Origin of the sequence: Lutimaribacter saemankumensis, assembly GCF_900100005.1 — a bacterium.
GTDB classification, from domain to species: Bacteria; Pseudomonadota; Alphaproteobacteria; order Rhodobacterales; family Rhodobacteraceae; genus Lutimaribacter; species Lutimaribacter saemankumensis.
Genome location: NZ_FNEB01000001.1, coordinates 845,385 through 870,274, shown reverse-complemented (window position 1 = coordinate 870,274; position 24,890 = coordinate 845,385). Strand labels below are relative to the sequence as shown.

Below are 24,890 nucleotides of genomic sequence, written 5' to 3'. Positions count from 1 at the left end.
GTTTGTGCCATAGCCGTTAAGCTGACGGCAAAGGGCCGCATGTCAAGAACGCACAAAGCGTCACGGCGGATTAGTACCGATTGACCGGGAGGAGGACCAAATGAACAAGGCCGAGCCAAGCTTTCGCGAAAGCGTTGATCTGATGTTTAACCGCGCGGTGGCGCTGATGGACCTGCCGCCCGGACTGGAAGAAAAGATACGGGTCTGCAACGCGACATATATCGTGCGGTTCGGTGTGCGCCTGCGCGGGCAGGTCCGTACGTTTACCGGTTACCGGTCCGTGCATTCCGAACACATGGAGCCGGTCAAGGGCGGTATCCGCTACGCGCCCGAGGTCAACCAGGACGAGGTCGAGGCGCTTGCCGCGCTGATGACCTATAAATGTGCGCTGGTCGAGACGCCGTTCGGCGGCTCGAAGGGCGGGTTGTGCATCGATCCGCGGGAATTCGAGGAACATGAGCTGGAACAGATCACCCGGCGCTTCACCTACGAACTGGCCAAGCGCGACCTGATCAACCCGGCGCAGAACGTGCCGGCCCCCGACATGGGCACCGGTGAACGCGAGATGGCGTGGATCGCGGACCAGTACGCGCGGATGAACACGACCGACATCAACGCGCGTGCCTGTGTGACGGGCAAGCCGCCCAATGCGGGCGGGATCGCCGGCCGGGTCGAGGCAACCGGACGCGGGGTGCAATTCGCGCTGCGTGAATTTTTCCGCCATCCCGACGACGTGAAAACCGCGGGGCTCGAAGGCTCGCTCGAGGGCAAGCGCATCATCGTGCAGGGTCTTGGCAATGTCGGCTATCACGCGGCAAAGTTCCTGTCCGAAGAGGACGGCGCCCTGATCACCGGGATCATCGAACGCGATGGTGCGTTGTTCAATCCCAAGGGCCTCAACGTCGAAGAGGTGCGCAGCTGGATCAACCGGCATGGTGGCGTCACCGGTTTCCCCGATGCCACGCACAGCGCCGAAGGCAATGTGGTTCTCGAACAAGAGTGCGACATCCTGATCCCTGCCGCGCTCGAAGGCGTGATTTCGATGGAAAACGCCGCCAGGATAAAGGCGCCGTTGATCATCGAGGCCGCCAACGGCCCCATCACGGCGGGTGCCGACCAGATTCTGCGCGAAAAGGGCACGATCGTGATCCCCGATCTATATGCCAATGCCGGCGGTGTGACCGTCAGCTATTTCGAATGGGTCAAGAACCTCAGCCATATCCGCTTTGGCCGTCTGCAGCGCCGCCAGGAAGAGGCGCGGCACCAATTGGTTGTCGACGAGCTGGAACGGCTCGACCGCTATCTGGGCGACGCATGGTCGATGACGCCGAACTTCAAGCAGAAATACCTGCGCGGCGCGGACGAGCTGGAATTGGTGCGCTCGGGCCTCGATGACACGATGCGCACGGCGTACCAGTCGATGTCCGAGATGTGGCACAGCCGCGAGGACGTCACAGACCTGCGCACCGCGGGGTTCATCGTCGCGATTGACCGGGTGGCCAGCAGCTATCGCGCCAAGGGGATCTGATGCGCTGGCTGGCAGCGGCGGCCCTGGCCATTTGGGGGCAGGGCGCATTTGCCGATGCCGCGGACGTGCTGCGTGATTTCGCCGAGCGGCTGTATTCGGTGGGCGAGGCCGATGCCGGAACGTCCGAGATCTGGGTGCGGCTGGAAGCCGATGCGCTGCACAGGCTGTCCGACGAGGCAGGGTCTCTGACAGTGACCGATGACAACGGGCGCACGCCGCTGATGATCGCGGCGGCCAACGGGTATGGCTTTGCGGTGAACTGGCTTCTGCGGCGGGCAGAGGTTCGCAGAACGCTCGACCTGCGCGATGCTGAGGGACTGAGCGCCTATGACCTGTCGCAACTGGCCTTACGCAAGACGGCGCTGGCCTGCCGGCCCAGGGCGGAAAGCAGCGCCGTGGTAACACCCATGTTGGTGGGGTTGCCCTATTACCTCGACCGCAAGCCATATCCGGCGATTTCGGTCGCCCTGCTGGAGGCGGGGGCAGAACGCGCGGATACGGATCTGCGCGCCTATTGGCTGAATGCCTGCCCCACGGCCTCGCCCGAGTTGCGGGAAAGGATCGCGGGCGATGCGCCGGTGCAACGGTCCCTTCTGGAAGGGGCGCTGGGCGTTCTGGCCGCGAAATGCACCGAAGAGGCTCGGCTGCGTCACCGGTCGATCGAACGGATGTTCGCAAACCGTCGCGATGCTGCAGGTGTGATCGCGCAATCGCGCGCCCAGATGGAAGACAGGATCGCCGCCTGCGCCGACGAGCTGGCCGGTTTCCTGCCGGACTGAATCCGCCGCAATCGGTCGCAGACAGAACAGTTCCTGTCGAAAAGCTGGGGTGTGGCACCGGATCGCCATTGCTAGTGTGGGCCCAACTTGGTTCATTCGGACCCAAGCGAAGCAGGAGTGTCTCATGCGCTTTTCGGGCCTGCGTGTCCTGACCGAGGGATTGACCGGCAACAAGGGATGGCGGCCGCACTGGCGCGACCCCGCGCCGAAATCCGACTATGACATCATCATCATCGGCGGCGGCGGGCATGGATTGTCGACGGCCTTCTACCTTGCCAAGGAACACGGCCTGACCAATATCGCCGTTCTGGAAAAGGGCTATATCGGCGGCGGCAATGTCGGGCGCAACACCACGATCGTGCGCGCCAATTACAACCTGCCGGGAAATTCCGAATTCTACAGTCATTCCCTGAAGCTATGGGAAGGGCTGGAGCAGGAAGTGAACTACAACGCGATGATGAGCCAGCGCGGCGTGCTGAACCTGTGCCATTCCGATGGCCAGCGCGATGCGTTCGCGCGGCGGGCCAATTCGATGATCAACCAGGGCGATGACGCCGTCCTGCTGGACCGCGAGGGGGTGCGCAAACTGGTGCCCTATCTCGATTTCGACAATATCCGCTTCCCGATCTATGGCGGGCTTCTCCATCCGCGCGGCGGCACCGCGCGCCATGACGCGGTGGCCTGGGGTTATGCGCGTGGGGCCGACAGCCGCGGCGTCGACATCATCCAGAACTGCGAGGTCACGGGCATCGACGTGGAAAACGGCCGGGTCACGGGGGTGCAGACCTCGCGCGGGGCGATCCGGGCGCGCAAGGTTGGCATTGTCGTCGCCGGCCGCTCCAGCCAGGTCGCGGCAATGGCCGGGATGCGCCTGCCCATCGAAAGCCACATCCTCCAGGCATTCGTGACCGAGGGCCTGAAACCCGTGATCGACCACGTCGTCACCTTTGGCATGGGGCATTTCTATATCAGCCAGTCCGACAAGGGCGGGCTTGTCTTTGGCGGCGACCTGGATTTCTACGCCTCTTACGCGCAGCGCGGCAACCTGCCGATGGCCGAACACGTCATGGAGGCCGCGATGACGCTGATGCCGATGATCGGCAAGGCGCGGGTTCTGCGGTCGTGGGGCGGCATCATGGATATGTCGCCCGACGGCTCGCCCGTCATCGACCGCACGCATATCGACGGTCTCTATCTGAATTGCGGCTGGTGCTATGGCGGGTTCAAGGCGGTTCCGGGATCTGGCAACTGCTTTGCCCATCTCATCGCGCAGGACCGCCCGCACCCGGCGGCCGCGCGCTATCGGCTGGACCGGTTCCGAACCGGCATCGGGCTGATGGACGAAGAGGGCACCGGCGCCCAGCACAACCTGCATTGAGGCGCGGCTGGCAGATGGCGGATTTGAGTATTTCAGGCAAGATGAAGCAGGGGGCGCGGCACAGCGTCCCCGGGGGGACAGCATGAGGATTCCGTGCCCGCTCTGCGGCAGCCGCGACATCCGCGAGTTCGATTACATGGGGCACGCGCAGGCATTGGACCGGCCCGAGCCCGAGGCCGGCGCGCAGGCCTGGGACGACTACGTCCACAACCGCGACAATCCCGCCGGGCCGACGCGCGACCTTTGGTTCCACGGTTTGGGCTGCGGGGCCTGGCTGGTGGTTGACCGCGATACCGTCAGCCATGAAATCACGGCCGCCGCGTTGGCGCGGGACGTGAAGGGGGGCGCGGCATGAGGCTGGACAAACCCGGGCAGATCGACCGCAGCCAGGCGCTGCGTTTCACCTTCGACGGGCGCGAATACGGCGGGTTCCAGGGCGATACGCTGGCCTCGGCGCTGATCGCCAATGATGTGCGCGTCGTCGGGCGGTCGTTCAAGTATCACCGTCCGCGCGGGGTGTTCTCGGCCGGATCGGAAGAGCCCAACGCGCTGGTCACGATCGGCCAGGGCGCGGCGTCCGAGCCGAACCTGCGCGCCACCACGACCGAACTTTGCGAGGGGCTGGTCGCGCAATCGCAAAACCGCTGGCCCAGCCTCGAGTATGACCTGCTTGCGCTGAACGACCTGTTCGCGCCGTTCCTTGGCGCGGGCTTCTATTACAAGACGTTCATGTGGCCCGCGAAATTCTGGGAGCGTCTGTACGAGCCGATGATCCGGCGCGCGGCCGGTCTGGGGGCGCTTTCGGGGGCGCCCAATGCGGACCACTATGAAAAGGCTTATGCCCATTGTGACGTCCTGGTTATCGGGGCGGGGCCCGCCGGGCTGATGGCGGCTCTGGCGGCGGGGCGGGCGGGGCTCGACGTGATCCTTGCGGACGAGGACGTGCGCACCGGCGGGCGGCTCAATGCCGAAACGGTCGAGGTCGATGGCCGTCCGGGCGCCGATTGGGCGCAGGCGGTGACCGACGACCTCTACGCGATGGGCAATGTGCGGATCATGACGCGCACCACCGTGACCGGCGCCTATGATGGCGGCACCTACGGCGCGCTGGAGCGGCTGTCGCCGGATGTGGCCGCGCGTACCGGCGCACCACGCGAATGTTTCTGGCGCATCGCGGCGCGGCGCACGATCCTGGCCGCCGGCGCGCTTGAGCGCCCGGTGGCATTCCAGAACAACGATCGCCCCGGCGTGATGATGGCGGGGGCGCTGCGCGCATATGTGAACCGTTGGGCGGTCAGTCCGGGCAAGACGGTGACGGTCTTCGGCAACAACGACGATGCGCACCGCACGGCGGCCGACCTGCTGGCGGCGGGTGTGCATGTGGCCGCGCTGATCGACGCGCGCCCCGAGGCCAGCACCGACCTGCCGGTACGGTTCTACGCGGGGGCGCAGGTGACGAATGCGCATGGCCGCGGCGGGCTCGAGGCGATTTCGATCGCGACGCTGTCGGGCATCGACAAGGTGCAGACCGATTGCCTGGCGATGTCGGGCGGCTGGAACCCGACGCTGCACCTGACCTGCCACATGAACGGTCGGCCGGACTGGTCGCCGGCGCTGGCCGCCTTCGTGCCGCGCGACGGCGCCGTGCCGGGGCTGGTGGCGGCGGGGGCCTGCCGGGGTGATTTTTCGACCCATGCCTGCCTTTCGGGCGGCTTGGAGGCGGCCAGGGCCGTGATCAGGGAGTTGGGCAAGCGCGCCCGCAAGATCGACCTGCCACAGGCCGAGGACGCGCCCTACCGCATCAGCCCGCTTTGGGCGGTGCCCGGCAAGGGACGCGCGTGGCTGGATTTCCAGAACGACGTGACGGTGAAGGACGTAAAGCTGGCGGCGACCGAAAACTACAGCTCGGTCGAGCATATGAAGCGCTATACCACGCAGGGCATGGCGCCCGACCAGGGCAAGAACTCGAACGTCAACGCGCTGGCGGTTCTGGCCGATGCGACCGGGCGCGGCATCCCCGAAACCGGGACCACCACCTATCGCCCGCCCTTCGTGCCGGTGCCGATCGCCGCGATGGGGGCGGGGGCACAGGGCGCGGGGTTCGCGCCACAGCGGTTCACCACCTCGCATCAGGTCAGCGTGGACATGGGCGCCCCGATGATCGAGGCCGGGCTGTGGTACCGGCCCAGCTATTTCCCGCGCGAGGGGGAAAAGACATGGCGGCAATCCTGCGACCGCGAGGTCGGCATGGTGCGGCGGGCCGTCGGCGTCTGCGATGTCTCGACCCTGGGCAAGATCGACGTGCAGGGGCCGGATGCGCCGGCGTTTCTCGATTTTCTCTACACCAACATGTTCTCGTCGCTGAAGGTGGGGCGCACGCGCTATGGCCTGATGCTGCGCGAGGACGGGCATGTGATGGACGACGGCACCACCGCGCGGCTGGGCGAACATCATTTCCTGATGACGACCACGACCGCGGCGGCCGGGCAGGTGATGAAGCACATGGAATTCGTGCACCAGTGCCTTGTGCCGCAGATGGATGTCAGCTTCATCTCGGTGACCGAGCAATGGGCGCAGTTCGCCGTTGCCGGCCCGAAATCGCGCGAGGTGCTGAACGGTATCCTGGACGATCCGATCGACGATGACGGCTTTCCCTTCATGGCTTGCGGGCCTGTGTCGGTGATGGGCGTGGCTGGACGGCTGTTCCGCATCTCGTTTTCCGGCGAACACGCCTATGAGGTGGCGGTCCCGGCGCGTTACGGCGAAAGCCTGTTCCGCTTGCTGGTTCAACGCGCCGAAGAGCTGGACGGCGGCGCCTACGGGATGGAGGCGCTGAACGTTCTGCGGATCGAGAAGGGTTTTATCACCCATTCCGAAATCCACGGGCGCACAACCGCTTTCGACATCGGGATGGAGCGGATGGTCAGCGCGAAAAAGGACTGCATCGGCAAGGCGATGGCCGCGCGCCCCGGCCTGTCGGGCCCCGAGCGGGAGCAGCTTGTGGGGCTGGTGCCGACCGGTGCGGTGAAGAAACTGACCGCGGGCGCGCATCTCTTCGATGCCGGGGCCGCGCCGGTGCGTGAAAACGACCAGGGCTATATCACGTCGGTCGGGTTTTCGCCCACGCTGGGGCATTTCCTGGGGCTTGGTTTCCTGAAGGACGGCCGCGCCCGCCACGGTGAGGAAATCCGCATGGTCGATCATGTCCGGCAGATCGAAACCACCTGCCAGGTGGTCGACCCGGTGTTCTTCGACCCCGAAGGAGGGCGTGCCCGTGGCTGAACTTGTCGCCAAATCCCCCTGTGCGGGGCTGCTGCCGATCTCCGAGGGCGGCGTCACCGTGTCCGAGGTCGATCCCGGCCCGATTACCGCAATCGCCCCGTTCCGGGGCAAGGAAAAGACGCTGAACACCGCTCTGACGCGTGCGCATGGGCTGGGCTGGCCCGCGCCTGGCCAGAGCGATGCCGCAGGCGATGCGCGCATCCAGTGGTTCGGGCACTCGCATGCGCTGCTGATGGGCGTGGCGCCCAAGGCGTCGCTGGCCAATCATGCCGCGCTGACGGATCAAGGCGATGCCTGGGCGGTCGTGCGGATTGACGGAAAGGGCGCGCGCGACGTGCTGGCGCGGTTGACGCCGCTCGATCTGCGCCCGGCCGCGTTTCCGGTGGGGGCCACCGCCAGAAGCGAGCTGCAGCACATGCAGGCCGCGATCACCCGTGTTGGACGCGATGCCTTTCAGGTCATGGTGTTCCGGTCGATGGCCCAAACCCTGGTGCACGATCTGCAGGTCGCGTTGCGCGCTGTGGCGGCACGGGGGTAGCATGGGGCTTGCACGCATGGGCGCCATTTGCGATCACGTTGGGCAGCACACCGACAGGGGGATCATCATGAAACCTTACGTTCTGGCCGCAGCCTTCGTGGCGGCAAGCCTTGGCCTGGCACATGCGGAAACCGCCGAGGAACGGTCAGCGCGTTGCGCGGCCCAGGCGGAAATCGTGCAGCAGGCGGTCGCCATGCGCACCGAGGGCAAGCGCGAAAACCGGGCAATCCGAATGATTACCCGCGCCCGGGCCAACCTCGCCACACCCTATAACGAGGCGATTTCGCCGCTGACGGGATGGGTCTATTCGCTGAACGATGCGCAGTTGCAGGGAAATGTGGCCGGCGAATTCCGCAGCGCCTGCGACGGCTACAAACCCTGATCCCGCGCGCGGTGCCGCTGGACAATCCGCCCCGCAGGACCGATATTCGTGGGCATGAGCTTGCCCCCCGGATTCCTGGACGAACTGCGCAGCCGAACCTCGCTTTCGCAGGTGGTGGGGCGCAAGGTGATTTGGGACAATCGCAAGTCCAACCAGGGCAAGGGCGACATGTGGGCGCCTTGCCCCTTCCATCAGGAAAAAACGGCGTCTTTCCACGTCGATGACCGCAAGGGGTTCTATTACTGCTTTGGCTGTCACGCCAAGGGGGATGCAATTTCCTTTGTGCGCGAGACCGAGAATGTCGACTTCATGGAGGCGATCGAAATCCTTGCGCGCGAGGCCGGGATGACGATGCCCGCGCGCGATCCGCAGGCCGCCCAAAAGGCGGACCGGCGCGGCGAACTGGCCGAGATCATGGAGCAGGCGGTCAAATTCTTTCGATTGTCGCTCAACCAGCAGGCGGCCGGTGCGGCGCGCGACTACCTGGCGCGGCGCGGGCTGGACGCGGCAGCGCAGGACCGTTTCGAACTGGGCTATGCGCCCGAGGGCAACGCGCTGTTCGCCCATCTGACGGGCAAGGGGATCGACCCGCAAAAGATCATAGATGCCGGATTGGCCGCGCGACCCGATGACGGGCGCGCGCCCTATGACAGGTTTCGCGGGCGCATCATCTTTCCGATCCGCGATCCGCGCGGGCGGTGCATTTCGCTTGGCGGGCGCGCAATGGACCCGAACGCCCGCGCCAAGTATTTGAACGGCCCCGAAACCGAACTCTTCGACAAGGGGCGCAACCTGTATTGGCACGGCCCCGCGCGCGAGGCGGCCGGCAAGGGCCAGCCGCTGATCGTGGCCGAAGGCTACATGGACGTGATCGCGCTGGTGCAGGCGGGGTTCGGGGCGACGGTCGCGCCGCTCGGCACCGCGATCACCGAGGACCAGTTGCGGCTTTTGTGGCGGATCGCGGACGAGCCGGTGATCGCGCTCGATGGCGACAAGGCGGGGCTGCGCGCCGCGCACCGGGTGATCGACCTGGCGCTGCCGCTGCTTGAGGCGGGGAAATCCCTTCGGTTCGTCATCCTGCCCGAGGGACAGGATCCCGACGACCTGATCCGCGCCAGTGGGGCAGGGGCGATGCAAAAGCTTCTGGATCAGGCGCAGCCGATGGTCCAGCTTCTCTGGAGCCGCGAAACCGAGGGCCAGGTTTTCGACAGCCCCGAACGCCGCGCCGCGCTGGACAAGACGCTGCGCGACAAGATCATGACGATCCGCGATCCGTCGATCCGCAGCCATTACGGCCAGGCAATCAAGGACATGCGCTGGCACCTGTTCAATCCGCGCCGTGCCCGTGGCGGTGCCATGCAATCGCGTAAATGGCAGGCGCCGGGAACACCTCAGGCCAGCACCAAGACATCGCTTCTGGCGGCGTCGGACGACCGTGTGCAGGAACATCTGCGCGAGGCGGTGATCCTCGCGTCGCTGATCTGCACCCCGGAACTGATCGAAGAGGTCGAACCGCAGCTTGAACGCATGGAGTGCAGCGACACCGATCACGATGCGATCCGTGGTGCCTTGCTTGGGCTGCACGGCGACGACGATGCGCGCGCGGTCGTGGCGGCGCGCGTCGGCGAAGACGCCCTTGAAAACCTGATGCGCATTCCCCACGTCACCATTTGCCCGGCGGTGCGCCGGCCCGGCGATCTGGAACAGGCGCGGCTGACCGTGACCGAAGCCTTCGGCAAGCTGGCCGCCCTGCGCGGCCTGAATGCGGAAATCGCCGAAGCCGAGGAAGAGCTTTCGGGCGTAGCCGACGAAGCCGTCACATGGCGCCTGCGCCAGGCGGCCGAGGCACGCAACCGCGCATTGCGCAGCCAGCAGGAGGACAAGGCGACCTATGATCAGGGGCCGAACGGGCTGATGATCGACCGCGACGAGCGAAGCGCATTTGACGCGCTTCTGAACAAGATCACATTTACCAAACCGCGCAGGTAGAGGTTTTGGTGAGGAATAGGTAAAGAAAACAGGGTAGACGGTGCACGAATCACCGAGAACGCGTTAATGATTCGGTTCAAGCGAATCAATTCGACGCCCCGATGCCCTTGCAGGAGCTTTGAATGGCAGCCAAAGACGCCGACGACACCCAGCAGGAAGAAAGCGAAGCCGAAGTCTCTCTCGACATGAGCCAGGCGCAGGTCAAGAAGATGATCGCCGAGGCGCGTGAGCGGGGCTACATCACCTACGACCAGCTCAACCAGGTGCTGCCGCCCGATCAGGTCAGCTCGGAGCAGATCGAAGACGTGATGTCGATGCTGTCCGAAATGGGCATCAACATCATCGAGGAAGAAGAGGCCGAGGACGAAGAAGGCAAATCGACCGCCGTGGTCGAGACCTCTTCCAGCCGCGATGTCACTCTCTCGACGGGCACCGCCGAAAAACTTGACCGCACCGATGACCCGGTGCGCATGTATCTGCGCGAGATGGGCAGTGTAGAACTGCTCAGCCGCGAGGGCGAAATCGCCATCGCCAAGCGGATCGAGGCCGGCCGGAACACCATGATCGCCGGTCTGTGCGAAAGCCCACTGACCTTTCAGGCGATCACCATCTGGCGCGACGAATTGCTGTCCGAGGACATTCTTCTGCGCGACGTGATCGACCTCGAGGCGACGTTCGGAAACCAGATCGACGGCGACGACGAAGCACCCGTGGTCGAGGCCGCGAACGTGCCGAACGCACCGTCGGAGTCGAAAAAGGACGACGAGCCCGAACTGGACGCCGACGGCAACCCGATCGCGAAAGAGGTCGACGACGACGAAGACGATCAGGCCAACATGTCGCTTGCCGCGATGGAAGCCGCTCTCAAGCCGCGGGTTCTGGAAACGCTCGACCGGATCGCAGACGACTATGCGCGCCTGTCCGAGATGCAGGACAGCCGGATTTCCGCCACGCTGAATGAGGACTCCAGCTTTTCCGCGGATGACGAGGCGACCTATCAGGCGCTGCGGTCCGAAATCGTGCTGCTGGTGAATGAACTGCACCTGCACAACAACCGGATCGAGGCTTTGATCGACCAGCTTTACGGCATCAACCGCCGGGTCATGTCGATCGACAGCGCGATGGTCAAGCTGGCCGACCAGGCCCGCATCAACCGCCGCGAATTCATCGACGAATACCGCGGTCGCGAGCTGGACCCGACCTGGCTCGAGGACATGGAGCAAAAGACCGGCCGCGGCTGGAAAATGCTGATGGAACGCTCGACCGGCAAGATCGAGGAACTCCGCGCCGACATGGCCCAGGTGGGCCAGTATGTGGGTCTGGATATCAGCGAATTCCGCCGTATCGTGCAGCAGGTCCAGAAGGGCGAGAAAGAAGCCCGCCAGGCGAAAAAGGAAATGGTCGAGGCCAACCTGCGTCTCGTGATTTCGATCGCCAAGAAATACACCAACCGTGGCCTGCAATTCCTTGACCTGATCCAGGAAGGCAACATCGGCCTGATGAAGGCGGTGGACAAGTTCGAATACCGCCGCGGCTACAAGTTCTCGACATATGCGACATGGTGGATCCGCCAGGCGATCACACGTTCGATCGCGGACCAGGCCCGCACGATCCGTATCCCGGTGCACATGATCGAAACGATCAACAAGCTGGTGCGCACAGGCCGCCAGATGCTGCACGAGATCGGCCGCGAACCGACGCCCGAGGAACTGGCGGAAAAGCTCCAGATGCCGCTGGAAAAGGTCCGCAAGGTGATGAAGATCGCCAAGGAACCGATCAGCCTCGAAACCCCGATCGGGGACGAGGAAGACAGCCAGCTTGGCGATTTCATCGAAGACAAGAACGCGATCCTGCCGCTGGATTCCGCCATTCAGGAAAACCTGAAGGAAACCACCACCCGCGTTCTGGCCAGCCTTACCCCGCGTGAGGAACGTGTTCTGCGCATGCGGTTCGGCATCGGCATGAACACCGACCACACGCTTGAAGAAGTGGGTCAGCAGTTCAGCGTGACCCGCGAACGTATCCGCCAGATCGAAGCCAAGGCGCTGCGCAAGCTCAAGCATCCCAGCCGGTCGCGCAAGCTGCGGTCGTTCCTCGATCAATAGGGCAAAGCCTTAAGACATGCGAAAGCCGGCCCCGAAACGGGCCGGTTTTTTTGTGACGCAATCGCAAAAAATGCGCGGCTTGGTTGAAATTCGTCACATTTTGCTAGCGCAAACGCAATCTTGGGCGTAATGCGAAGCCATGCGCCCCGTCATGCGGCCCGGCCAAGGGCCCGGACGTGTCCGGCGCAGGCTTCCCCATACAGGATTATCCCAATGGAAGACACACAAGACAAAACCGCCGCGACGACTGCAAAGGCGCGTACCCCCGAGCAGAAAGCCCGCCGCAAGCTTGCCCGCAAGATGGCTTTGGCCTTTTGGAAGGTGGAGTATCTGAAGGCCAACCCAAAGGCTGACAAGGCCGCGTTGAAATCGGCATGGGGCGATGCCCGCCGCGCCAAGACCAAGGCCGCACTCGCCGCCCTGCGCCAGATGGAAAAGGAAGGGTTCCGCATCGTTCCCGCCATCGAGGCCAGCCGCGAGGCTGCCTGAGATCGCAGGCCCACGCGCCGCATCCGGCGCGCCATCATGACGACACGGCCCAAACGGGCACTGTCAGGAAAGGCGCCTTTTGGGGCGCCTTTTTCGTTCTTCGTAACAGGGGGATCGGCTTGTTATCGACCGGCATCGACGCGGGGGCGTTCTCCGTCCCGCACCCGCTCTTTGTCTCTTCGTGCGTGGGTTGATTTCCGTTTCTGAAATAGGGCAGGGTTTGACCCGTCGAATGCATAAGTGCGATGACGGACCTCAATGGCGGGATCGTGCCACCGCCATGCCTTAATCCTTTCAGAATCGTGGTTTACAGGAAGGGCAGCTTGGTTTCCGAGGTGCGTTCATGAGTGGTTTTGCCATCGCGATGATTGGCGGTTTTGTTCCGTATGGGTTGCGTTCGCTGTGCGTTCAGGACTTGGCGGAATGCGGCCGGTCGCTTGAATTTGCGACGCTTTTCATCGGTGTCGGGCTGAGTGTGTCGTTCGCCGTGTTCGCACTATCCCGATGGCACCCGCGATGGATTGTGCCTAGGTCCGGCAGCCGCTGGAATTGGCAGCGGATCGCACGGCGGGCAGAGCGCAAAGCCCGTGGAAACCCGGCTTGCAGATTCTCTCATGTCGAACAGGTGGCGCTTGGGGTTGCGGACTGCCACAAATGCCTGGGCCATGGCGGGCTTTTGCATCTGGTGAATACCGGAGAAAAGACGCGGCTTCTCGAAATAGGCGCGCTTGCCTCGGTAATCGGCCTGCCGCTGGTAACTGACCTCATGAGCCGTGCGGTCGACCTTGTGGACCGCCACGATGTGGGCAAGCCGGTCGCGCCCGCGGTCAAGCTGCTCGAGGCCGAGTTCGCGCAGATGGGTGGGCTCGACCGGGTTGCGGACGCCGCCGACGCCCATATCCGAAAAGAGCTGTCAGGCGCGCCCGGCATGACGCGTGCGACCCTCACCCAAACGTGAGGCGCGCGGTTGCCTTCTGCGCTATATTCATACGCGAAAGGAGTGCCGATCATGTCGCGAGTCGCCCATGCCATTGCTATTGGCCTTGCCGTTGCCGGGGTCAGCCCAGCAGCTGCAGCCGATTATGTCGCGCTGAATGCGCATCGCGTGAATGCGCTTGAGGGGCAAGGCACCTTCGAGGTGATCGGCAGGCCCGGTTCGGGTCCGCAGCAGTATTTCTGCGCGGCGGCGGATTATGCCCGCAACGTCCTGAACGCCCCCGCGAACAAGCGCCTGTCGATCCTGCGTGGCCGCGGCCCCAGCCAGACCCAGCCGGGCCGACGCGCAGTGGCCTTCATACTCGACGATGGCGAGGGCCGCCGTGCGGGTCAGGGCTTTAATTTCAGCCTGTCGGTGACGGAACCGGGGTTCAACGTTTCGGTCGGCATGGCGCGCAACAGCTTTTGCTACGAAGACGATCCGATCTGGCTTTATTGACGGGCCAACACCTCGGCCACGGTCATCCAGACGGGAAGGGTCATGGCGCTGATCAGCGTCGTCTGCGCGATCAGCGTGGCGGGCAGCTTGCGGTCGGCGCCGAAACCCGCCGCCAGCACATGCGCGGCCGACGCGGTGGGCAGGGCCGCGAATACCACGAGGACCGGAACGATCGGGCCGCTTGCCCCAAGCACCAAGGCGCAAAGGCTGACCGCCATCGGCAGGGCCACCAGCTTGGTTCCGACAAGGATCGCGGAAAACCGGTCGAGTTTCGCAAGTGCCCGCCAGTTCAGCGTGGCCCCGATGGATATCAGCGCAACGGGAATGGCGGCCTGCGCCAGCAGCGTTACGGGCGCAAGGACCGGCGCGGGGATCGCAACTCCGCTGACGCCAACGGCGACGCCCGCCAGGCTGGCCAGAAGAAACGGGTTCAGCGCGACCTTGCGCAGGGCCAGACCGGCCGACAGCCCCTCGCCACGCGATAGGGCCGACACGGCAAACACGTTGGCCATCGGGATCGCCAGCCCGATCGTTACCGAGTAATAGGCCAGATCGGCCGAGGGCAGCGCCTGCACCACCACGAACCCCAGCGCGGTGTTGAAGCGCCACGCCGTCTGCCACGCTCCGGCGTAGTCGAGGAACCGCTCGGGGCCGAAGGGGCGTGCCAGCCATCCCAGGGCCAGCCCCAGGCCAAGCACCGCCCAGACCAGCGGCCCGACGATCACCAGGCTTTCCGGCGCGATGGGACGTGCCGCGGCGGCGGTAAAGATCAGCGCGGGAAACAGGATTTCGAAATTCAGCCGGTCCAGCCCGGCCCAGGCATTTTCCGACAGGCGGTTGCGCACCAGTCCGCCCAGGCAGACAAGCAGGAAACTGGGCAAAAGCCCTGTCAAAAGGATGGGTAGCATGGGAAAGGGCCCGGGCTTGCGCGTTGTCCCGGCCTTCTTGCCCCCACGGCCCGGCAGTGTAAAGCTTGGCCCCGTCAAAACAGCGCGCGTTCCGGGCCGTCATGCAGACCACGTTTGAAATCCGAACCGAGGGCCAGGGCCTGTACGAATTCACGCGCGATGTCGCCGCTTGGGTTCGGGGCGATGGGCTGCTGACGCTGATGATCCGCCATACCTCGGCCAGCCTGCTGATCCAGGAAAACGCCGACCCCGAAGTGCGCATCGACCTGCGCAATTTCTTTGACCGGCTGGTGCCGCCCACGACCGATCCGTCCATGGCCTACCTGACGCACACCTACGAAGGCCCCGATGACATGCCTGCCCATATAAAGGCGGCGCTGTTGCCGGTCAGCCTGCAGATTCCCGTGCAGGGCGGGCGGATGCGCCTTGGCACCTGGCAAGGCATTTACCTTTTCGAACATCGCGATGCGCCGCATCACCGGCAAGTGGCCGCGCATCTGGGGTGATCTCCGCGGGGGTGGACAAATTCTGCGCCCGAGAATGGTTGACGCAGATCAATGCCACGTCACCGGGTTGGCTGCAGGCTGGCAGCGTTGTTGACCATTGCGCCCGGTGAGGGCCGGGCTGACGTTTCACAGGAGACTTCAACGACAACCATCTCCGGGAGGAGGAGACATGATGTTTCTCGACAAATCCTGTTCCAGTCTTTTTCTTTTTGCCGTTGCGATTTCGGGCCTTGGCGCCGCCACTCAGGCGCAACCCGCCATGATCGGTGAGGCTCTTTTTAAGGAGAATTGCGCCGTCTGCCATGGCGCGGCGGGGGCGGGTGACGGGCCCGTTGCCGATCTTTTCGCGCAAAAGCCAAGAAATCTTCAGCTTCTGGCCAAGGAAAACAACGGCGCCTTTCCGTTTTCCGAGACCTACCAGGCCATAGACGGCACGCGGCAGATCGGTGCGCATGGCAATTCCGAGATGCCAGTATGGGGCGATCTCTTCGCAGAAGAGGCCAACCCGCACACCTTCCACCCTGGAATAGATACCAGGGAGATCGTTCAGGGGCGCATCCTGTCGCTGGTCTATTACCTGCAAACCGTCCAGCAATAGTCCTGCGCGCGACAGGTTGGGCGCCGGCGTTTTCGCCGGCGCCCCGGCTGCTCCGAGGCATGGCGAAAACAGCCGATCTGGTGGGTGATTATTGTGTCTACACAAAACCTCGCGGCTGCCCTATAGTGCCTGTGGATAAGTGGGGGTACACCCACGACCCTGAGGCTGAGACAGAAGAAAAAGGGGAACGGCCATGCGCTGCCCGTTTTGCGGAAATATTGATACGCAGGTTAAGGATTCACGCCCGGCAGAGGATCATGTTTCGATCCGCCGGCGGCGTTTCTGCCCGGCCTGCGGGGGGCGGTTCACCACCTATGAACGGGTGCAGCTGCGCGATCTCGTGGTGATCAAGTCGAATGGCCGGCGCGAGGATTTCGATCGCGACAAGCTGGAACGCTCGATCAGGATCGCTTTGCAGAAACGTCCTGTCGAACCCGAGCGCATCGACCAGATGATTTCCGGTATCGTCCGGCGGCTGGAAAGCCTTGGCGAAACCGACATCCCGTCCAAGACAATCGGTGAGATAGTGATGGAAACGCTCGCCCGGATCGACACCGTGGCCTATGTGCGTTTTGCCAGCGTTTACAAGAACTTCCAGGCTGCGGACGATTTCGACAAATTCGTCTCCGAGCTTCGTCCTGATGTGGACGCGGCCCCGGAAGAGTGACCGAAGCCGCCGATGCCCGTTACATGGCACTGGCCGTGTCGCTCGGGCGGCGCGGCCAAGGTAACGCATGGCCGAACCCGGCCGTGGGGTGCGTCATCGTGCACGAGGGCCGGATCGTCGGGCGTGGCTGGACCGCGCCGGGCGGCCGCCCCCATGCCGAACCCCAAGCATTGGCCCAGGCGGGCGCGCTTGCGCGCGGTGCGACGGCTTATGTCACGCTGGAACCCTGCGCGCATCACGGCCAGACCCCGCCTTGCGCGCAAACTCTGATCGACGCGGGCGTCGCGCGCGTGGTCGTCGCGATCGAAGACAACGATCCCAGGGTGGCGGGCCGCGGCCTTGCGCAGATGCGCGCGGCGGGTATCCAGGTGGACACCGGGGTTCTGGCTGCCGAGGCCGCGCAGGATCTGGCCGGATTCCGGCTTGCGCGCGGGCAGGGGCGTCCCTGGGTCACGCTGAAACTGGCCAGCAGTTTTGACGGGCGCATCGCCACGGCGACAGGCGAAAGCCAATGGATCACCGGCCCCGAGGCGCGCCGCGCCGTGCACGCGATGCGTGTGTCGCACGACGCGGTGATGGTCGGGGCGGGCACCGCGCGCGCCGACGATCCATCGCTGACAGTGCGCGGCATGGGCAACGTGCGCCAACCGGTCCGGGTCGTGGTGTCGCGTCGGCTGGACCTGCCGTTAAGCTCGACCCTTGCTCAGACGGCTGGCGACGTGCCGCTTTGGCTTTGCCACGGGCCCGATGCGGATGCACCGCTGGCCGAGGCCTGGGACGGGATCGGTGCGAAACGGCTGGAATGCGCGCTTGCGGGCGGGCAGCTCGATCCCGCCTCCGTCTTGCAGGCGCTGGCCCAGGCCGGGTTGACCCGCGTCTTTTGCGAAGGGGGCGGGGCGCTTGCGGCCTCGCTCTTGTCGGCGGGTCTGGTAGACGAACTGGTGGGATTCACGGCCGGTGCCGTTATCGGTGCCGAGGGCCGGCCGGCCGTCGGCGTCATGGGTGTGGAACGCCTGGCCAGTGCACCACGGTTCGATCTGGTCGAAACCCGCGCAGTGGGTGGCGATATCCTTCACCGCTGGCAGCGAAAGGTGGCGTGACCGGGCTTGCAAGAATGCCTTTGCATCGCGGCCATTTCCGTCAACGCCGCCACAAATGTGCCTGGCTGGCGAATATCCCCTGAATTTTCGACAGCAAGCGCAATGGCATACCTGGTGCGGGCAGGCGGCCGTCCTCCAGCCGCGTGACGATAACCTCGACAGGACAGGGCTGCCCGGTCACGGGATCGCGGTAGCGGGGATAATCGATCAGCGCGGCATGAACCAACGCTTCCAAAGTCGGGCGCGCTGTGCGCCTTGGCAGGTGGGGCCCTAGATGCCGCGTCAGCCCCCATCCGGCATAAAACGGTGCACCGAGCGTGACGACCGGAACCCCGCGCAGCAGGGCCTCGAACCCTAGAAGTGACGTCATGGTCCAGACCTCGTCGATCCGGGGCAGAAGGGCGGCCGGGTCGCTCAGGTCCAGCACGCGGTCTGCCAGTCCGACAAGGTCGATCGGTGCGATGTTGCCCTTGCGAAGCCCGGCTTCGACATCGGGGTGGGGTTTGTACAGGATCACCGCATCGGGGTTCGCGGCCCGCGCCGCTTCGAGCAGCGCGCGATTGGTCGAAACCTTTTCCGTGCCGGCAAGGATCGACGCGTCGTCCTCGACCTGGCCGGGCACCAGGATCAGCCGGCCTTGGGGCAGGTCGGGCTGCGCGCCGCCGAGGTTGTATTTCGACAGCCCCGACCGCGTGATCCGACCGATCAGCGCGCGGGCGCGGTCTGCCTGGTCGGGGCGCAGGTCAGCGCGTTTGGCGATCAGCCGTTCCAGCCGGCTTTCGCGGGTGGGGTCGTAATAGATCCCCAGATCGTCACATACCAGCGACAGCGGAGGCACCAGTTTCGCGCCCAGCCCGCGCGACCGCAGGAACCCGTCCTCGACCCGCACGGCATCGTCGTCGGCGCGGGCCTGCGTGGCCCAGACCATGCGCCGGGCGCGCGATTTCGCGGCCAAACCGCGCGCTTTTTCCAGGTCGTCGGCGAAACGCACACCCTTGGCCGCACCGAAGAAGCCCTGGATCGCCCCGCGTTTCCAAAGTCGCATGCCCTGCGCGACCCAGCCGTGCCGGTCCTCGCGCCAGGCGCGGGCCTGCGCGTCGAGGATGTCGATCACCTCTTCCAGCTCGCACAGCCGGTCGTGGAACGGATCGTACCAGACCGGGTAAAGCAGCATCGCCCCGGCAAAAAGCTGCGCGCGTGTCAGTGTGCGGTGGCGGCGCGGGATGCTGTGCAGATCCTCGGTCAGGCCCCATCCGGCATAGAAAGGCCGCCCGAACACATGCGGGCGGTGGCCGGCCATGATGGCCTCGAACCCCATTTGCGACGACACGGTGTAGACGGCGATGGCCCCTTCGAGCAACGCCCAGGGGCTGACCGGATCGGTCAGGAACGCGGTGCGGTCGTCCAGATCGTCGGGCCCGAAATACCCCTTTCGGTGTCCCGCCACGGTTTCGGGGTGGGTCTTGATCAATATGCGCGCGCCGGGATGGTCGTCGCGTGCGTGAAACAGCATTTCACGAAAGGAATTGGCATCCGCCATGCCGTGCGTGACCGAGGCATCGCCATGCGTCTGGTCGATCACCAGGACGTATCCGGGGTCCGGCGGTGCGGCGGCAGGATCGACGGCTGAGTACTTGGTCAGTTGCGCCTCTCGCAGGCGGGCGATGGCCCCGCGCGCCCGCGCCAGAAGCGCGGCATCGTCGAGCGGGGTCTCGGTCAGGATACGCTCAAGATCGGATGGTTGCGTGGGATCGAAATGCATGCCGCCATGGTCGATCACCAGCCCCAATGGCGGCTCGCCCGAACGGCCGGGGAAAAGCGACCGCAGGAACGCGTCCTCGATGCGGACAAGCGCGGCCCCGCTGGCCTTGGCCGCGGCCTCGCCGCGACCGGCATAGGGGGAATGCCCCCAGACCCCCACAAGATCATCCGCGCCCGGTTTGCCGATGGTCGGCTGGTATCCGGCCAGTTGCAGGATTCGCCGCACGCGGCGCTGGGTCAGGAAGCCGGCGTTGAAATGGAAAAGCCGCCGGGGGGATGCCCCGGCGGCCAAGCCACCATTCGCCTCGTCATGCATCAGTTGCCGGTGCCGATATTGTTCAGCGTATCGACCGTGGTCAGCGATCCGGTCAGGGCAGAAATCGCCTTGTTCCACTGGTTGAACGGCGCTTCGGTCACGTAGAGCGTGTCGTCGTCGCGGATCGAGAAGTCGCGCGCCATGAACATGCCGTTGGGCTGTGTCAGGTCCAGAACATAGACCATGCGCTGCGCCCCTTGCAGGTCGTTGCGTCCCAGTACACGGTTCGCGATCTCGGCGGGTTCGTTGCGCATCACGAAGACGCCGGTCGGGTCGGCCGCGTTGGCCAGCAGGCCACCGACCTGGGCAATCGCCTCGATCGCGCTGAGTGTTTGCGTCTCGAACGGCACGCGCGACTGGCTGCCGGTGGCGCCGAGCGCGGTAAAGGACCGGGTGTCCTCTTCGACGAGGATGCGGTCATTGGCGCGCAGCGCGATATCGAAATCGGGATATTTGTAAAGATCCTGCAGCCAGACCTTGGATCGCTTGTCGCCGCGGATCACGGTGATCTGTGCGATTTCGGGTGCGATCGACACGCCGCCGGCACGGGCCAGCATGGACGACAGCGTGCGGGTCGGGCGTTCGATGGCATAGACGCCCTGGCCGCCCACCGCGCCGACGATGCTGACGGTCGATCCGTCGCCTGCCAGGCGGCGCACCTCGACCTGGGGTTCGGGGGTCTGTTCTTCGAGGCGGGCGGTTATGACGCGACGCAGGGCTTCGGGGGTGTTGCCCGCGGCCCGGATGCGGCCGGCATAGGGCACGAAGATAAAGCCCGCGCCGTCGACCTGGACCTCTTCCAGCGCGGTCGCGTTGACGCCTTCGCCGGCCAGCAGGCCGTCATCGACGTTTTCCCAGATGGTCAGGCCCAGCGTGTCGCCCGGCCGGATCGTATCCGAGCCAAGCAGGCCCGCGTTCTTGAAATCATCGGTAAACCCGAGCGCGGGCACCACCGCGGTGGCGCGCGTCACGCGGTCGTTGACCGCGACGACGAAAGCGTCGCCCTCGCGCAGGACCGAGCCTGCAAAAATCTCGCGCTTGTTCGGGCCAACACGCGGCAACAATCCGCAGGACGACACAACAGACGCCACGAGAACAAGGGCGACACACTTCGCCCAGCGGGAGGTTTGGGGTTTCACTACTCGGTCTCCTCGACCTGTTATTGTTCTGCCTCGGTATTTTTTCGGCGAAGGTACCTTATGGGCTGGAAAAAATCCAGCGCCACGCGCCCGGCCGCGCGCGCGGTCGCCTGTGTGTTGCATGGCGGTCGCGTTTGCGTTGCTGCCCGCAAGACGCCGTTATGGCGTTCAGGAGACCACGCGAAGCTGCTGGCGCGGTGCGGCCGTGCCGGATTTCAGCGCGTCATACGGGTCTTCGGCGGCCAGCATCATGTCGACGACGTGACGCAGCAATTGCCGCCGCCCACGCGCCGAATAGAACCCGCCGGGCACTTGGCTGGTTTCCAGCAGGTAACGCCTGTAATCGCCATACGCCTTGCGGTCCGGGCGCTCGGGTTGTGAAAAGAACTGCTCGAGCGGCTGGGTCGACACGAATTCCGGCTTTGCATAAACCGCACGGCCGAACACCTTGAGCGGGATGCCCCGCCACAAAACCTGCTGTGCCGCGGTCGAATTCACCGTCACGGCCGAGCGCGCCTCGTTCAGCAATTCGGCCAGCTTGCCGCCGCGCACGTAATGCACCCGGTCGCGCACCCCGGCCTCGGCGGCCATGCGCCGGATTTCCGCGCGCAAGGGAACACGGCCGTCTTCGAGGGGATGGGCCTTGATCACGAGGTGATGATGGCCCGGTGCGCCCTTGGCGAACCCATCGATAACGGGGGCCAGGAATTCGGTCATCGTCGAGAACGGCGAATGGCGCTGGAACGAGCTGTCATGTTCGAGCTGCAGCAGCGCAAGGTGATAGGGAAAGCCGCCGTTTCGGATACGCCAGGTGGCGATGCGCCGTTCCAGGCTGTGCACCGGCATCAGCAGCAACCGCCGCAGGTAAAGCTGGAATTCCTTGGTGACGGGCAGGGCGCGGTGCGGACGGAAATTGCGGTATCCGCCGTTTCGGAACATCACGAACCAATGGTAAAGCGCGCCGTAGAAAATATGGTGCCGCATGTCGCCCCAATGGGCCGGCGGGACGGGGGCGTCCATGTCGGACTGGGCCAGCGCCTTGCGCATGGCCGCGACCGTCATGTCCATCAGCCGCGAGTTTCCGTTCGATCCGTCGCGCTCGTATGTCACCCAGTAGGGGCGAAGATAGCCTTCTTCGAAAACATGCACGGTCAGGCCGGCCTTGTGCGCCCGCTCGATCGCCTGGGCATGGACAAAGCGCGTGTCGCCATAGATCACGACGTCGGTCACGCCTTTTTCGGATAGTAGCGCGTCAAAGCGCGCGGGCCAGTCTTCGGCAGCGCCGCGATAGGGGATGTAGGTGTCCGCGTCGAACCAGAACGCCCGGTCGCCCGCGTTGAAGCCCACGCGCCAGACCTTTGCCCCGGTCAGGCGCAGCATGCGGCCCAGCCGGTGAAAAAAGGGACCGTGCGGCCCCTGCAGGAACAGGAACACCCTGTCGCCCGTCATCGTTTCGGTCATCGTCGGCACCCGTACGCTCACACTCTCACACCCTGGTGTCATAGCGTGGAGTTCGGACAATAATAAGGCAAAATCGACGGCCGCTTGCCATGTGGGCGCGGCAAGGCTAGGTCAGGGGCAGCATTCTGGGGAGGCCGGCCATGTTCACGGGCATCATCACCGATATCGGGCGCATCGCGAAGCTGGATCAGCGCGGTGATCTGCGCGCGCGGATCGAAACGCGGTATGACATGGGGCGGGTCGATCTTGGGGCCTCGATCGCCTGCGACGGCGTTTGCCTGACGGTTGTCGAAAAGGGCGCGGGCTGGTTCGACGTGGATATCAGTGCCGAGAGCGTGTCGAAAACCGCGATCGGGGACTGGACCGAGGGGCGCCGTGTGAACCTGGAGCGTGCCCTGAAGGTCGGGGACGAGCTGGGCGGGCATATCGTGTCGGGCCATGTCGACGGCGTGGCCGAGGTCGTGGACATCCGCGACGAAGGCGACAGCACGCGCATCACGTTCCGCGCCCCCGAAACCCTGGCGCGGTTCATCGCGCCCAAGGGGTCGGTCGCGCTGAACGGCACCTCGCTGACCGTGAACGAGGTCGATGGCTGCGATTTCGGGGTAAACATCATTCCGCACACCAAAGAGGCCACGACCTGGGGCGATGTGGCGGTGGGCGACCGCATCAACCTCGAGATCGACACGCTGGCGCGCTATGTCGCCCGGCTTGCCGAATTTTCCTGAGCCTGATGGACGCCGCGCCTGCGGCGCGTCGGCAGGTCTTGCGCCGCCCGTTCCGGGCGACGCCGCGCTGAGGGGCGCTGCCCCTCAGACACCCCGGGATATTTGCGGAAAGAGAAAACGCGGCTTTCTCAGCAATTGGGGATGTTGACGGCCAGCCCCCCGAGCGAGGTTTCCTTGTATTTCTCGTGCATGTCGGCGCCTACCTGGCGCATGGTTTCGATCGCCGCGTCGAGCGGGACGAAATGCTGCCCGTCGCCGCGCAGGGCGAGCGATGCCGCCGAAACCGCCTTGATCGCGCCAAGCCCGTTGCGTTCGATGCAAGGCACCTGCACCAGCCCCTTGACCGGGTCGCAGGTCATGCCAAGGTGATGTTCGAGCGCGATTTCTGCCGCGTTTTCAATCTGTTCCGGGGTGCCGCCCAGAACCGCGCAGAGCCCGGCGGCCGCCATGGCCGAGGCGCTGCCGACCTCGGCCTGGCACCCGGCCTCGGCGCCCGATATGGAGGCGTTGTATTTCACCAGCCCGCCAATCGCGGCGGCGGTGAGAAGGAAATCGTCCAGCCGGTTCGCACTGGCGCCCGGCACATGATCGAGCCAGTAGCGGATGACGGCGGGAACCACGCCCGCGGCGCCGTTCGTGGGGGCCGTGACGACCTGGCCGCCGGCTGCGTTTTCCTCGTTCACGGCCATGGCATAGGTGCTCATCCAGTCGTTGATGACATGGGGGGCGGTGAGGTTCATGCCGCGCTCGGCGAGCAGTTTTTCGTGGATGGCCCTTGCGCGGCGCCGCACGTTCAGGCCGCCCGGCAGGATGCCGTCATTGGCCAGCCCGCGGTCGATGCAGTCGTTCATGACCTCCCATATGCGGGCGATGCCCTGATCGAGCCGGTCGGCGCCGATGCGGCTGATTTCGTTGGCGCGTTTCATCTGGGCGATGGTTTTGCCCGAGGTCGTCGCCATTTCCAGCATTTCGGCCGCGGATTTGAACGGGTAGGGCACGGGCGCGCCGTCGTCGGTGTCCTTGCCCGCGGCCAGTTCCGCCTCGGTCATGACGAAGCCGCCGCCCACGGAGTAGTAGGTTTCGCGCATGATCACGTCACCCTGCGCGTCGTTGGCCATCAGGATCATGCCGTTGGCATGCCCGGGCAGAGCGGGGCCGTAATCGAAAAGCAGGTCGGATTTCGGATCGAACCGCAGCGGGCCAAGGCCGGGCGCATCGATCGTCGCGGTCGCGTGAATCCTTGCCAGCGTTTCTTCGGCAGCTTCCGCATCATAGGTGTCGGGCGAGAATCCGGCGAGCCCGAGGATCGTCGCGCGGTCGGTGGCGTGCCCGACCCCGGTGAAGGCGAGACTGCCATGCAGCGACCCGCGCAGGCCATGGACGGTGAAGGGCGCGGCGCGCAGGCTGTCGAGGAAACGCGAGGCGGCCACCATTGGCCCCATCGTGTGGGACGAGGAGGGGCCGATACCCACCTTGAAGAGATCGAGAACCGACAGGAACATTGCCAAACCCTTTCGCGCAGTCCGGCCGAGGATGGCTCAGCCCCCGCATCATGGCCAGCATGAAAGCGACGGCTTGCCCGGCGCTTCCGCCATCGCTGCGCGGGTAACGAAGTTTTAATCCGCATTTGAAACAAAGCGCGCATTCGGATTTCGCGCAACGGAGGATGTTCATGCGCTGGAACATTATGCTGATTGGCCTGTTTCTGTTCCAGGTCGCTGTCGCCGCAGGCGGCGCGTCGCAGGCGACGGCCCCGCAGCAGGTGCAGCTTGCGCAGATAGAGCCCCGCCGCTGAAACCCG

At 64.9% G+C, this 24,890-nt stretch carries 23 protein-coding genes; 18 read left to right on the top strand and 5 right to left on the bottom strand.

Annotated features, from left to right (window positions below):
* Positions 1 to 100: 100 nt before the first annotated feature.
* The 12 genes from BLT50_RS04290 to BLT50_RS04235 all read left to right on the top strand — a co-directional run bounded on the left by BLT50_RS04290 (position 101) and on the right by BLT50_RS04235 (position 13,905).
* On the top strand, positions 101 to 1,528 hold the full coding sequence (locus BLT50_RS04290) for a Glu/Leu/Phe/Val family dehydrogenase (protein ID WP_090026752.1): 1,428 nt from the start codon (positions 101 to 103) through the stop codon (positions 1,526 to 1,528).
* Positions 1,528 to 2,307 carry an ankyrin repeat domain-containing protein gene (locus BLT50_RS04285; protein ID WP_090026750.1) on the top strand — a complete coding sequence of 260 codons (780 nt, stop codon included), beginning with the start codon at positions 1,528 to 1,530 and terminating at the stop codon, positions 2,305 to 2,307. Before BLT50_RS04290 ends, BLT50_RS04285 begins: the two co-directional genes overlap by 1 nt.
* A 124-nt stretch (positions 2,308 to 2,431) precedes the next feature.
* Positions 2,432 to 3,685, top strand: coding sequence for a sarcosine oxidase subunit beta family protein (locus BLT50_RS04280; RefSeq protein ID WP_090026748.1), 1,254 nt, complete (start codon positions 2,432 to 2,434; stop codon positions 3,683 to 3,685).
* Between the two features lie 82 nt (positions 3,686 to 3,767).
* The gene (locus BLT50_RS04275) at positions 3,768 to 4,040 is read left to right on the top strand and encodes a sarcosine oxidase subunit delta (protein WP_090026746.1); all 273 of its coding nucleotides are present in this window, start codon (positions 3,768 to 3,770) and stop codon (positions 4,038 to 4,040) included.
* Positions 4,037 to 6,967 carry a sarcosine oxidase subunit alpha family protein gene (locus tag BLT50_RS04270; protein ID WP_090026744.1) on the top strand — a complete coding sequence of 977 codons (2,931 nt, stop codon included), beginning with the start codon at positions 4,037 to 4,039 and terminating at the stop codon, positions 6,965 to 6,967. The genes BLT50_RS04275 and BLT50_RS04270 overlap by 4 nt, the downstream gene beginning before the upstream one ends.
* Entirely contained in the window at positions 6,960 to 7,505 is a 546-nt protein-coding gene (locus BLT50_RS04265) for a sarcosine oxidase subunit gamma (protein WP_090027093.1), read from the top strand. The genes BLT50_RS04270 and BLT50_RS04265 overlap by 8 nt, the downstream gene beginning before the upstream one ends.
* A 67-nt stretch (positions 7,506 to 7,572) precedes the next feature.
* The gene (locus BLT50_RS04260) at positions 7,573 to 7,887 is read left to right on the top strand and encodes a hypothetical protein (protein ID WP_139170465.1); all 315 of its coding nucleotides are present in this window, start codon (positions 7,573 to 7,575) and stop codon (positions 7,885 to 7,887) included.
* Between the two features lie 54 nt (positions 7,888 to 7,941).
* Positions 7,942 to 9,876 (top strand): DNA primase, encoded by a 1,935-nt coding sequence (gene dnaG, locus BLT50_RS04255; protein ID WP_090026741.1) that lies wholly within the window; start codon positions 7,942 to 7,944, stop codon positions 9,874 to 9,876.
* 122 nt (positions 9,877 to 9,998) lie between these two features.
* Positions 9,999 to 11,981, top strand: coding sequence for an RNA polymerase sigma factor RpoD (gene rpoD, locus BLT50_RS04250; protein ID WP_090026739.1), 1,983 nt, complete (start codon positions 9,999 to 10,001; stop codon positions 11,979 to 11,981).
* Between the two features lie 213 nt (positions 11,982 to 12,194).
* Entirely contained in the window at positions 12,195 to 12,470 is a 276-nt protein-coding gene (locus BLT50_RS04245) for a hypothetical protein (protein ID WP_090026737.1), read from the top strand.
* A gap of 343 nt (positions 12,471 to 12,813) precedes the next feature.
* A complete protein-coding gene (locus BLT50_RS04240) occupies positions 12,814 to 13,428 on the top strand; it encodes a hypothetical protein (protein WP_090026735.1) in 615 nt (204 codons plus the stop codon).
* A gap of 51 nt (positions 13,429 to 13,479) precedes the next feature.
* Complete coding sequence (locus tag BLT50_RS04235; protein ID WP_090026733.1) at positions 13,480 to 13,905, top strand: hypothetical protein; 426 nt, start codon at positions 13,480 to 13,482, stop codon at positions 13,903 to 13,905.
* Here the strand turns inward: BLT50_RS04235 and BLT50_RS04230 are convergent.
* Positions 13,899 to 14,813, bottom strand: coding sequence for an AEC family transporter (locus BLT50_RS04230; RefSeq protein ID WP_090026731.1), 915 nt, complete (start codon positions 14,811 to 14,813; stop codon positions 13,899 to 13,901). The genes BLT50_RS04235 and BLT50_RS04230 overlap by 7 nt on opposite strands.
* Positions 14,814 to 14,914: 101 nt before the next feature.
* On the opposite strand from BLT50_RS04230, the gene BLT50_RS04225 reads away from it, so the two are divergent.
* The 4 genes from BLT50_RS04225 to ribD all read left to right on the top strand — a co-directional run bounded on the left by BLT50_RS04225 (position 14,915) and on the right by ribD (position 17,684).
* Positions 14,915 to 15,319, top strand: coding sequence for a secondary thiamine-phosphate synthase enzyme YjbQ (locus BLT50_RS04225; RefSeq protein WP_090026729.1), 405 nt, complete (start codon positions 14,915 to 14,917; stop codon positions 15,317 to 15,319).
* A gap of 169 nt (positions 15,320 to 15,488) precedes the next feature.
* Positions 15,489 to 15,917 carry a c-type cytochrome gene (locus BLT50_RS04220; protein WP_090026727.1) on the top strand — a complete coding sequence of 143 codons (429 nt, stop codon included), beginning with the start codon at positions 15,489 to 15,491 and terminating at the stop codon, positions 15,915 to 15,917.
* Between the two features lie 193 nt (positions 15,918 to 16,110).
* Positions 16,111 to 16,584 (top strand): transcriptional regulator NrdR, encoded by a 474-nt coding sequence (gene nrdR / locus BLT50_RS04215; RefSeq protein ID WP_090026725.1) that lies wholly within the window; start codon positions 16,111 to 16,113, stop codon positions 16,582 to 16,584.
* A 23-nt stretch (positions 16,585 to 16,607) separates the two neighbouring features.
* Positions 16,608 to 17,684 (top strand): bifunctional diaminohydroxyphosphoribosylaminopyrimidine deaminase/5-amino-6-(5-phosphoribosylamino)uracil reductase RibD, encoded by a 1,077-nt coding sequence (ribD, locus tag BLT50_RS04210; protein WP_090027091.1) that lies wholly within the window; start codon positions 16,608 to 16,610, stop codon positions 17,682 to 17,684.
* A 40-nt stretch (positions 17,685 to 17,724) separates the two neighbouring features.
* Here ribD and BLT50_RS04205 read toward each other — a convergent pair whose 3' ends face one another.
* The 3 genes from BLT50_RS04205 to BLT50_RS04195 form a co-directional block, all read right to left on the bottom strand.
* Positions 17,725 to 19,761 (bottom strand): capsular polysaccharide biosynthesis protein, encoded by a 2,037-nt coding sequence (locus BLT50_RS04205; RefSeq protein ID WP_090026723.1) that lies wholly within the window; start codon positions 19,759 to 19,761, stop codon positions 17,725 to 17,727.
* Positions 19,761 to 20,900, bottom strand: coding sequence for a polysaccharide biosynthesis/export family protein (locus tag BLT50_RS04200; protein ID WP_245723272.1), 1,140 nt, complete (start codon positions 20,898 to 20,900; stop codon positions 19,761 to 19,763). Before BLT50_RS04200 ends, BLT50_RS04205 begins: the two co-directional genes overlap by 1 nt.
* 168 nt (positions 20,901 to 21,068) lie before the next feature.
* Positions 21,069 to 22,349: a capsule biosynthesis protein gene (locus BLT50_RS04195; protein WP_090027089.1), complete on the bottom strand. Its 1,281-nt coding sequence runs from the start codon at positions 22,347 to 22,349 to the stop codon at positions 21,069 to 21,071.
* A gap of 152 nt (positions 22,350 to 22,501) precedes the next feature.
* Here BLT50_RS04195 and BLT50_RS04190 point away from each other — a divergent pair, with 152 nt between their 5' ends.
* Complete coding sequence (locus tag BLT50_RS04190; protein WP_090026719.1) at positions 22,502 to 23,089, top strand: riboflavin synthase; 588 nt, start codon at positions 22,502 to 22,504, stop codon at positions 23,087 to 23,089.
* 128 nt (positions 23,090 to 23,217) lie between these two features.
* Here the strand turns inward: BLT50_RS04190 and BLT50_RS04185 are convergent, their stop codons facing one another.
* Complete coding sequence (locus BLT50_RS04185; RefSeq protein ID WP_090026718.1) at positions 23,218 to 24,591, bottom strand: L-serine ammonia-lyase; 1,374 nt, start codon at positions 24,589 to 24,591, stop codon at positions 23,218 to 23,220.
* 170 nt (positions 24,592 to 24,761) lie between these two features.
* Here BLT50_RS04185 and BLT50_RS19685 point away from each other — a divergent pair, with 170 nt between their 5' ends.
* Positions 24,762 to 24,884, top strand: coding sequence for a hypothetical protein (locus BLT50_RS19685; RefSeq protein WP_281241587.1), 123 nt, complete (start codon positions 24,762 to 24,764; stop codon positions 24,882 to 24,884).
* Positions 24,885 to 24,890 lie beyond the last annotated feature (6 nt).

Coding starts and splice junctions, on each gene's coding strand:
- dnaG (WP_090026741.1), top strand. CDS start 7,942: ATGAGCTTGCCCCCCGGATTCCTGGACGAACTGCGCAGCCGAACCTCG.
- BLT50_RS04225 (WP_090026729.1), top strand. CDS start 14,915: ATGCAGACCACGTTTGAAATCCGAACCGAGGGCCAGGGCCTGTACGAA.
- BLT50_RS04260 (WP_139170465.1), top strand. CDS start 7,573: ATGAAACCTTACGTTCTGGCCGCAGCCTTCGTGGCGGCAAGCCTTGGC.
- rpoD (WP_090026739.1), top strand. CDS start 9,999: ATGGCAGCCAAAGACGCCGACGACACCCAGCAGGAAGAAAGCGAAGCC.
- BLT50_RS04190 (WP_090026719.1), top strand. CDS start 22,502: ATGTTCACGGGCATCATCACCGATATCGGGCGCATCGCGAAGCTGGAT.
- BLT50_RS04275 (WP_090026746.1), top strand. CDS start 3,768: ATGAGGATTCCGTGCCCGCTCTGCGGCAGCCGCGACATCCGCGAGTTC.
- BLT50_RS19685 (WP_281241587.1), top strand. CDS start 24,762: ATGCGCTGGAACATTATGCTGATTGGCCTGTTTCTGTTCCAGGTCGCT.
- BLT50_RS04280 (WP_090026748.1), top strand. CDS start 2,432: ATGCGCTTTTCGGGCCTGCGTGTCCTGACCGAGGGATTGACCGGCAAC.
- BLT50_RS04245 (WP_090026737.1), top strand. CDS start 12,195: ATGGAAGACACACAAGACAAAACCGCCGCGACGACTGCAAAGGCGCGT.
- BLT50_RS04230 (WP_090026731.1), bottom strand. CDS start 14,813: ATGCTACCCATCCTTTTGACAGGGCTTTTGCCCAGTTTCCTGCTTGTC.
- nrdR (WP_090026725.1), top strand. CDS start 16,111: ATGCGCTGCCCGTTTTGCGGAAATATTGATACGCAGGTTAAGGATTCA.
- BLT50_RS04235 (WP_090026733.1), top strand. CDS start 13,480: ATGTCGCGAGTCGCCCATGCCATTGCTATTGGCCTTGCCGTTGCCGGG.
- BLT50_RS04195 (WP_090027089.1), bottom strand. CDS start 22,349: ATGACGGGCGACAGGGTGTTCCTGTTCCTGCAGGGGCCGCACGGTCCC.
- BLT50_RS04185 (WP_090026718.1), bottom strand. CDS start 24,591: ATGTTCCTGTCGGTTCTCGATCTCTTCAAGGTGGGTATCGGCCCCTCC.
- BLT50_RS04205 (WP_090026723.1), bottom strand. CDS start 19,761: ATGCATGACGAGGCGAATGGTGGCTTGGCCGCCGGGGCATCCCCCCGG.
- BLT50_RS04290 (WP_090026752.1), top strand. CDS start 101: ATGAACAAGGCCGAGCCAAGCTTTCGCGAAAGCGTTGATCTGATGTTT.
- BLT50_RS04270 (WP_090026744.1), top strand. CDS start 4,037: ATGAGGCTGGACAAACCCGGGCAGATCGACCGCAGCCAGGCGCTGCGT.
- BLT50_RS04240 (WP_090026735.1), top strand. CDS start 12,814: ATGAGTGGTTTTGCCATCGCGATGATTGGCGGTTTTGTTCCGTATGGG.
- BLT50_RS04220 (WP_090026727.1), top strand. CDS start 15,489: ATGATGTTTCTCGACAAATCCTGTTCCAGTCTTTTTCTTTTTGCCGTT.
- ribD (WP_090027091.1), top strand. CDS start 16,608: ATGGCACTGGCCGTGTCGCTCGGGCGGCGCGGCCAAGGTAACGCATGG.
- BLT50_RS04285 (WP_090026750.1), top strand. CDS start 1,528: ATGCGCTGGCTGGCAGCGGCGGCCCTGGCCATTTGGGGGCAGGGCGCA.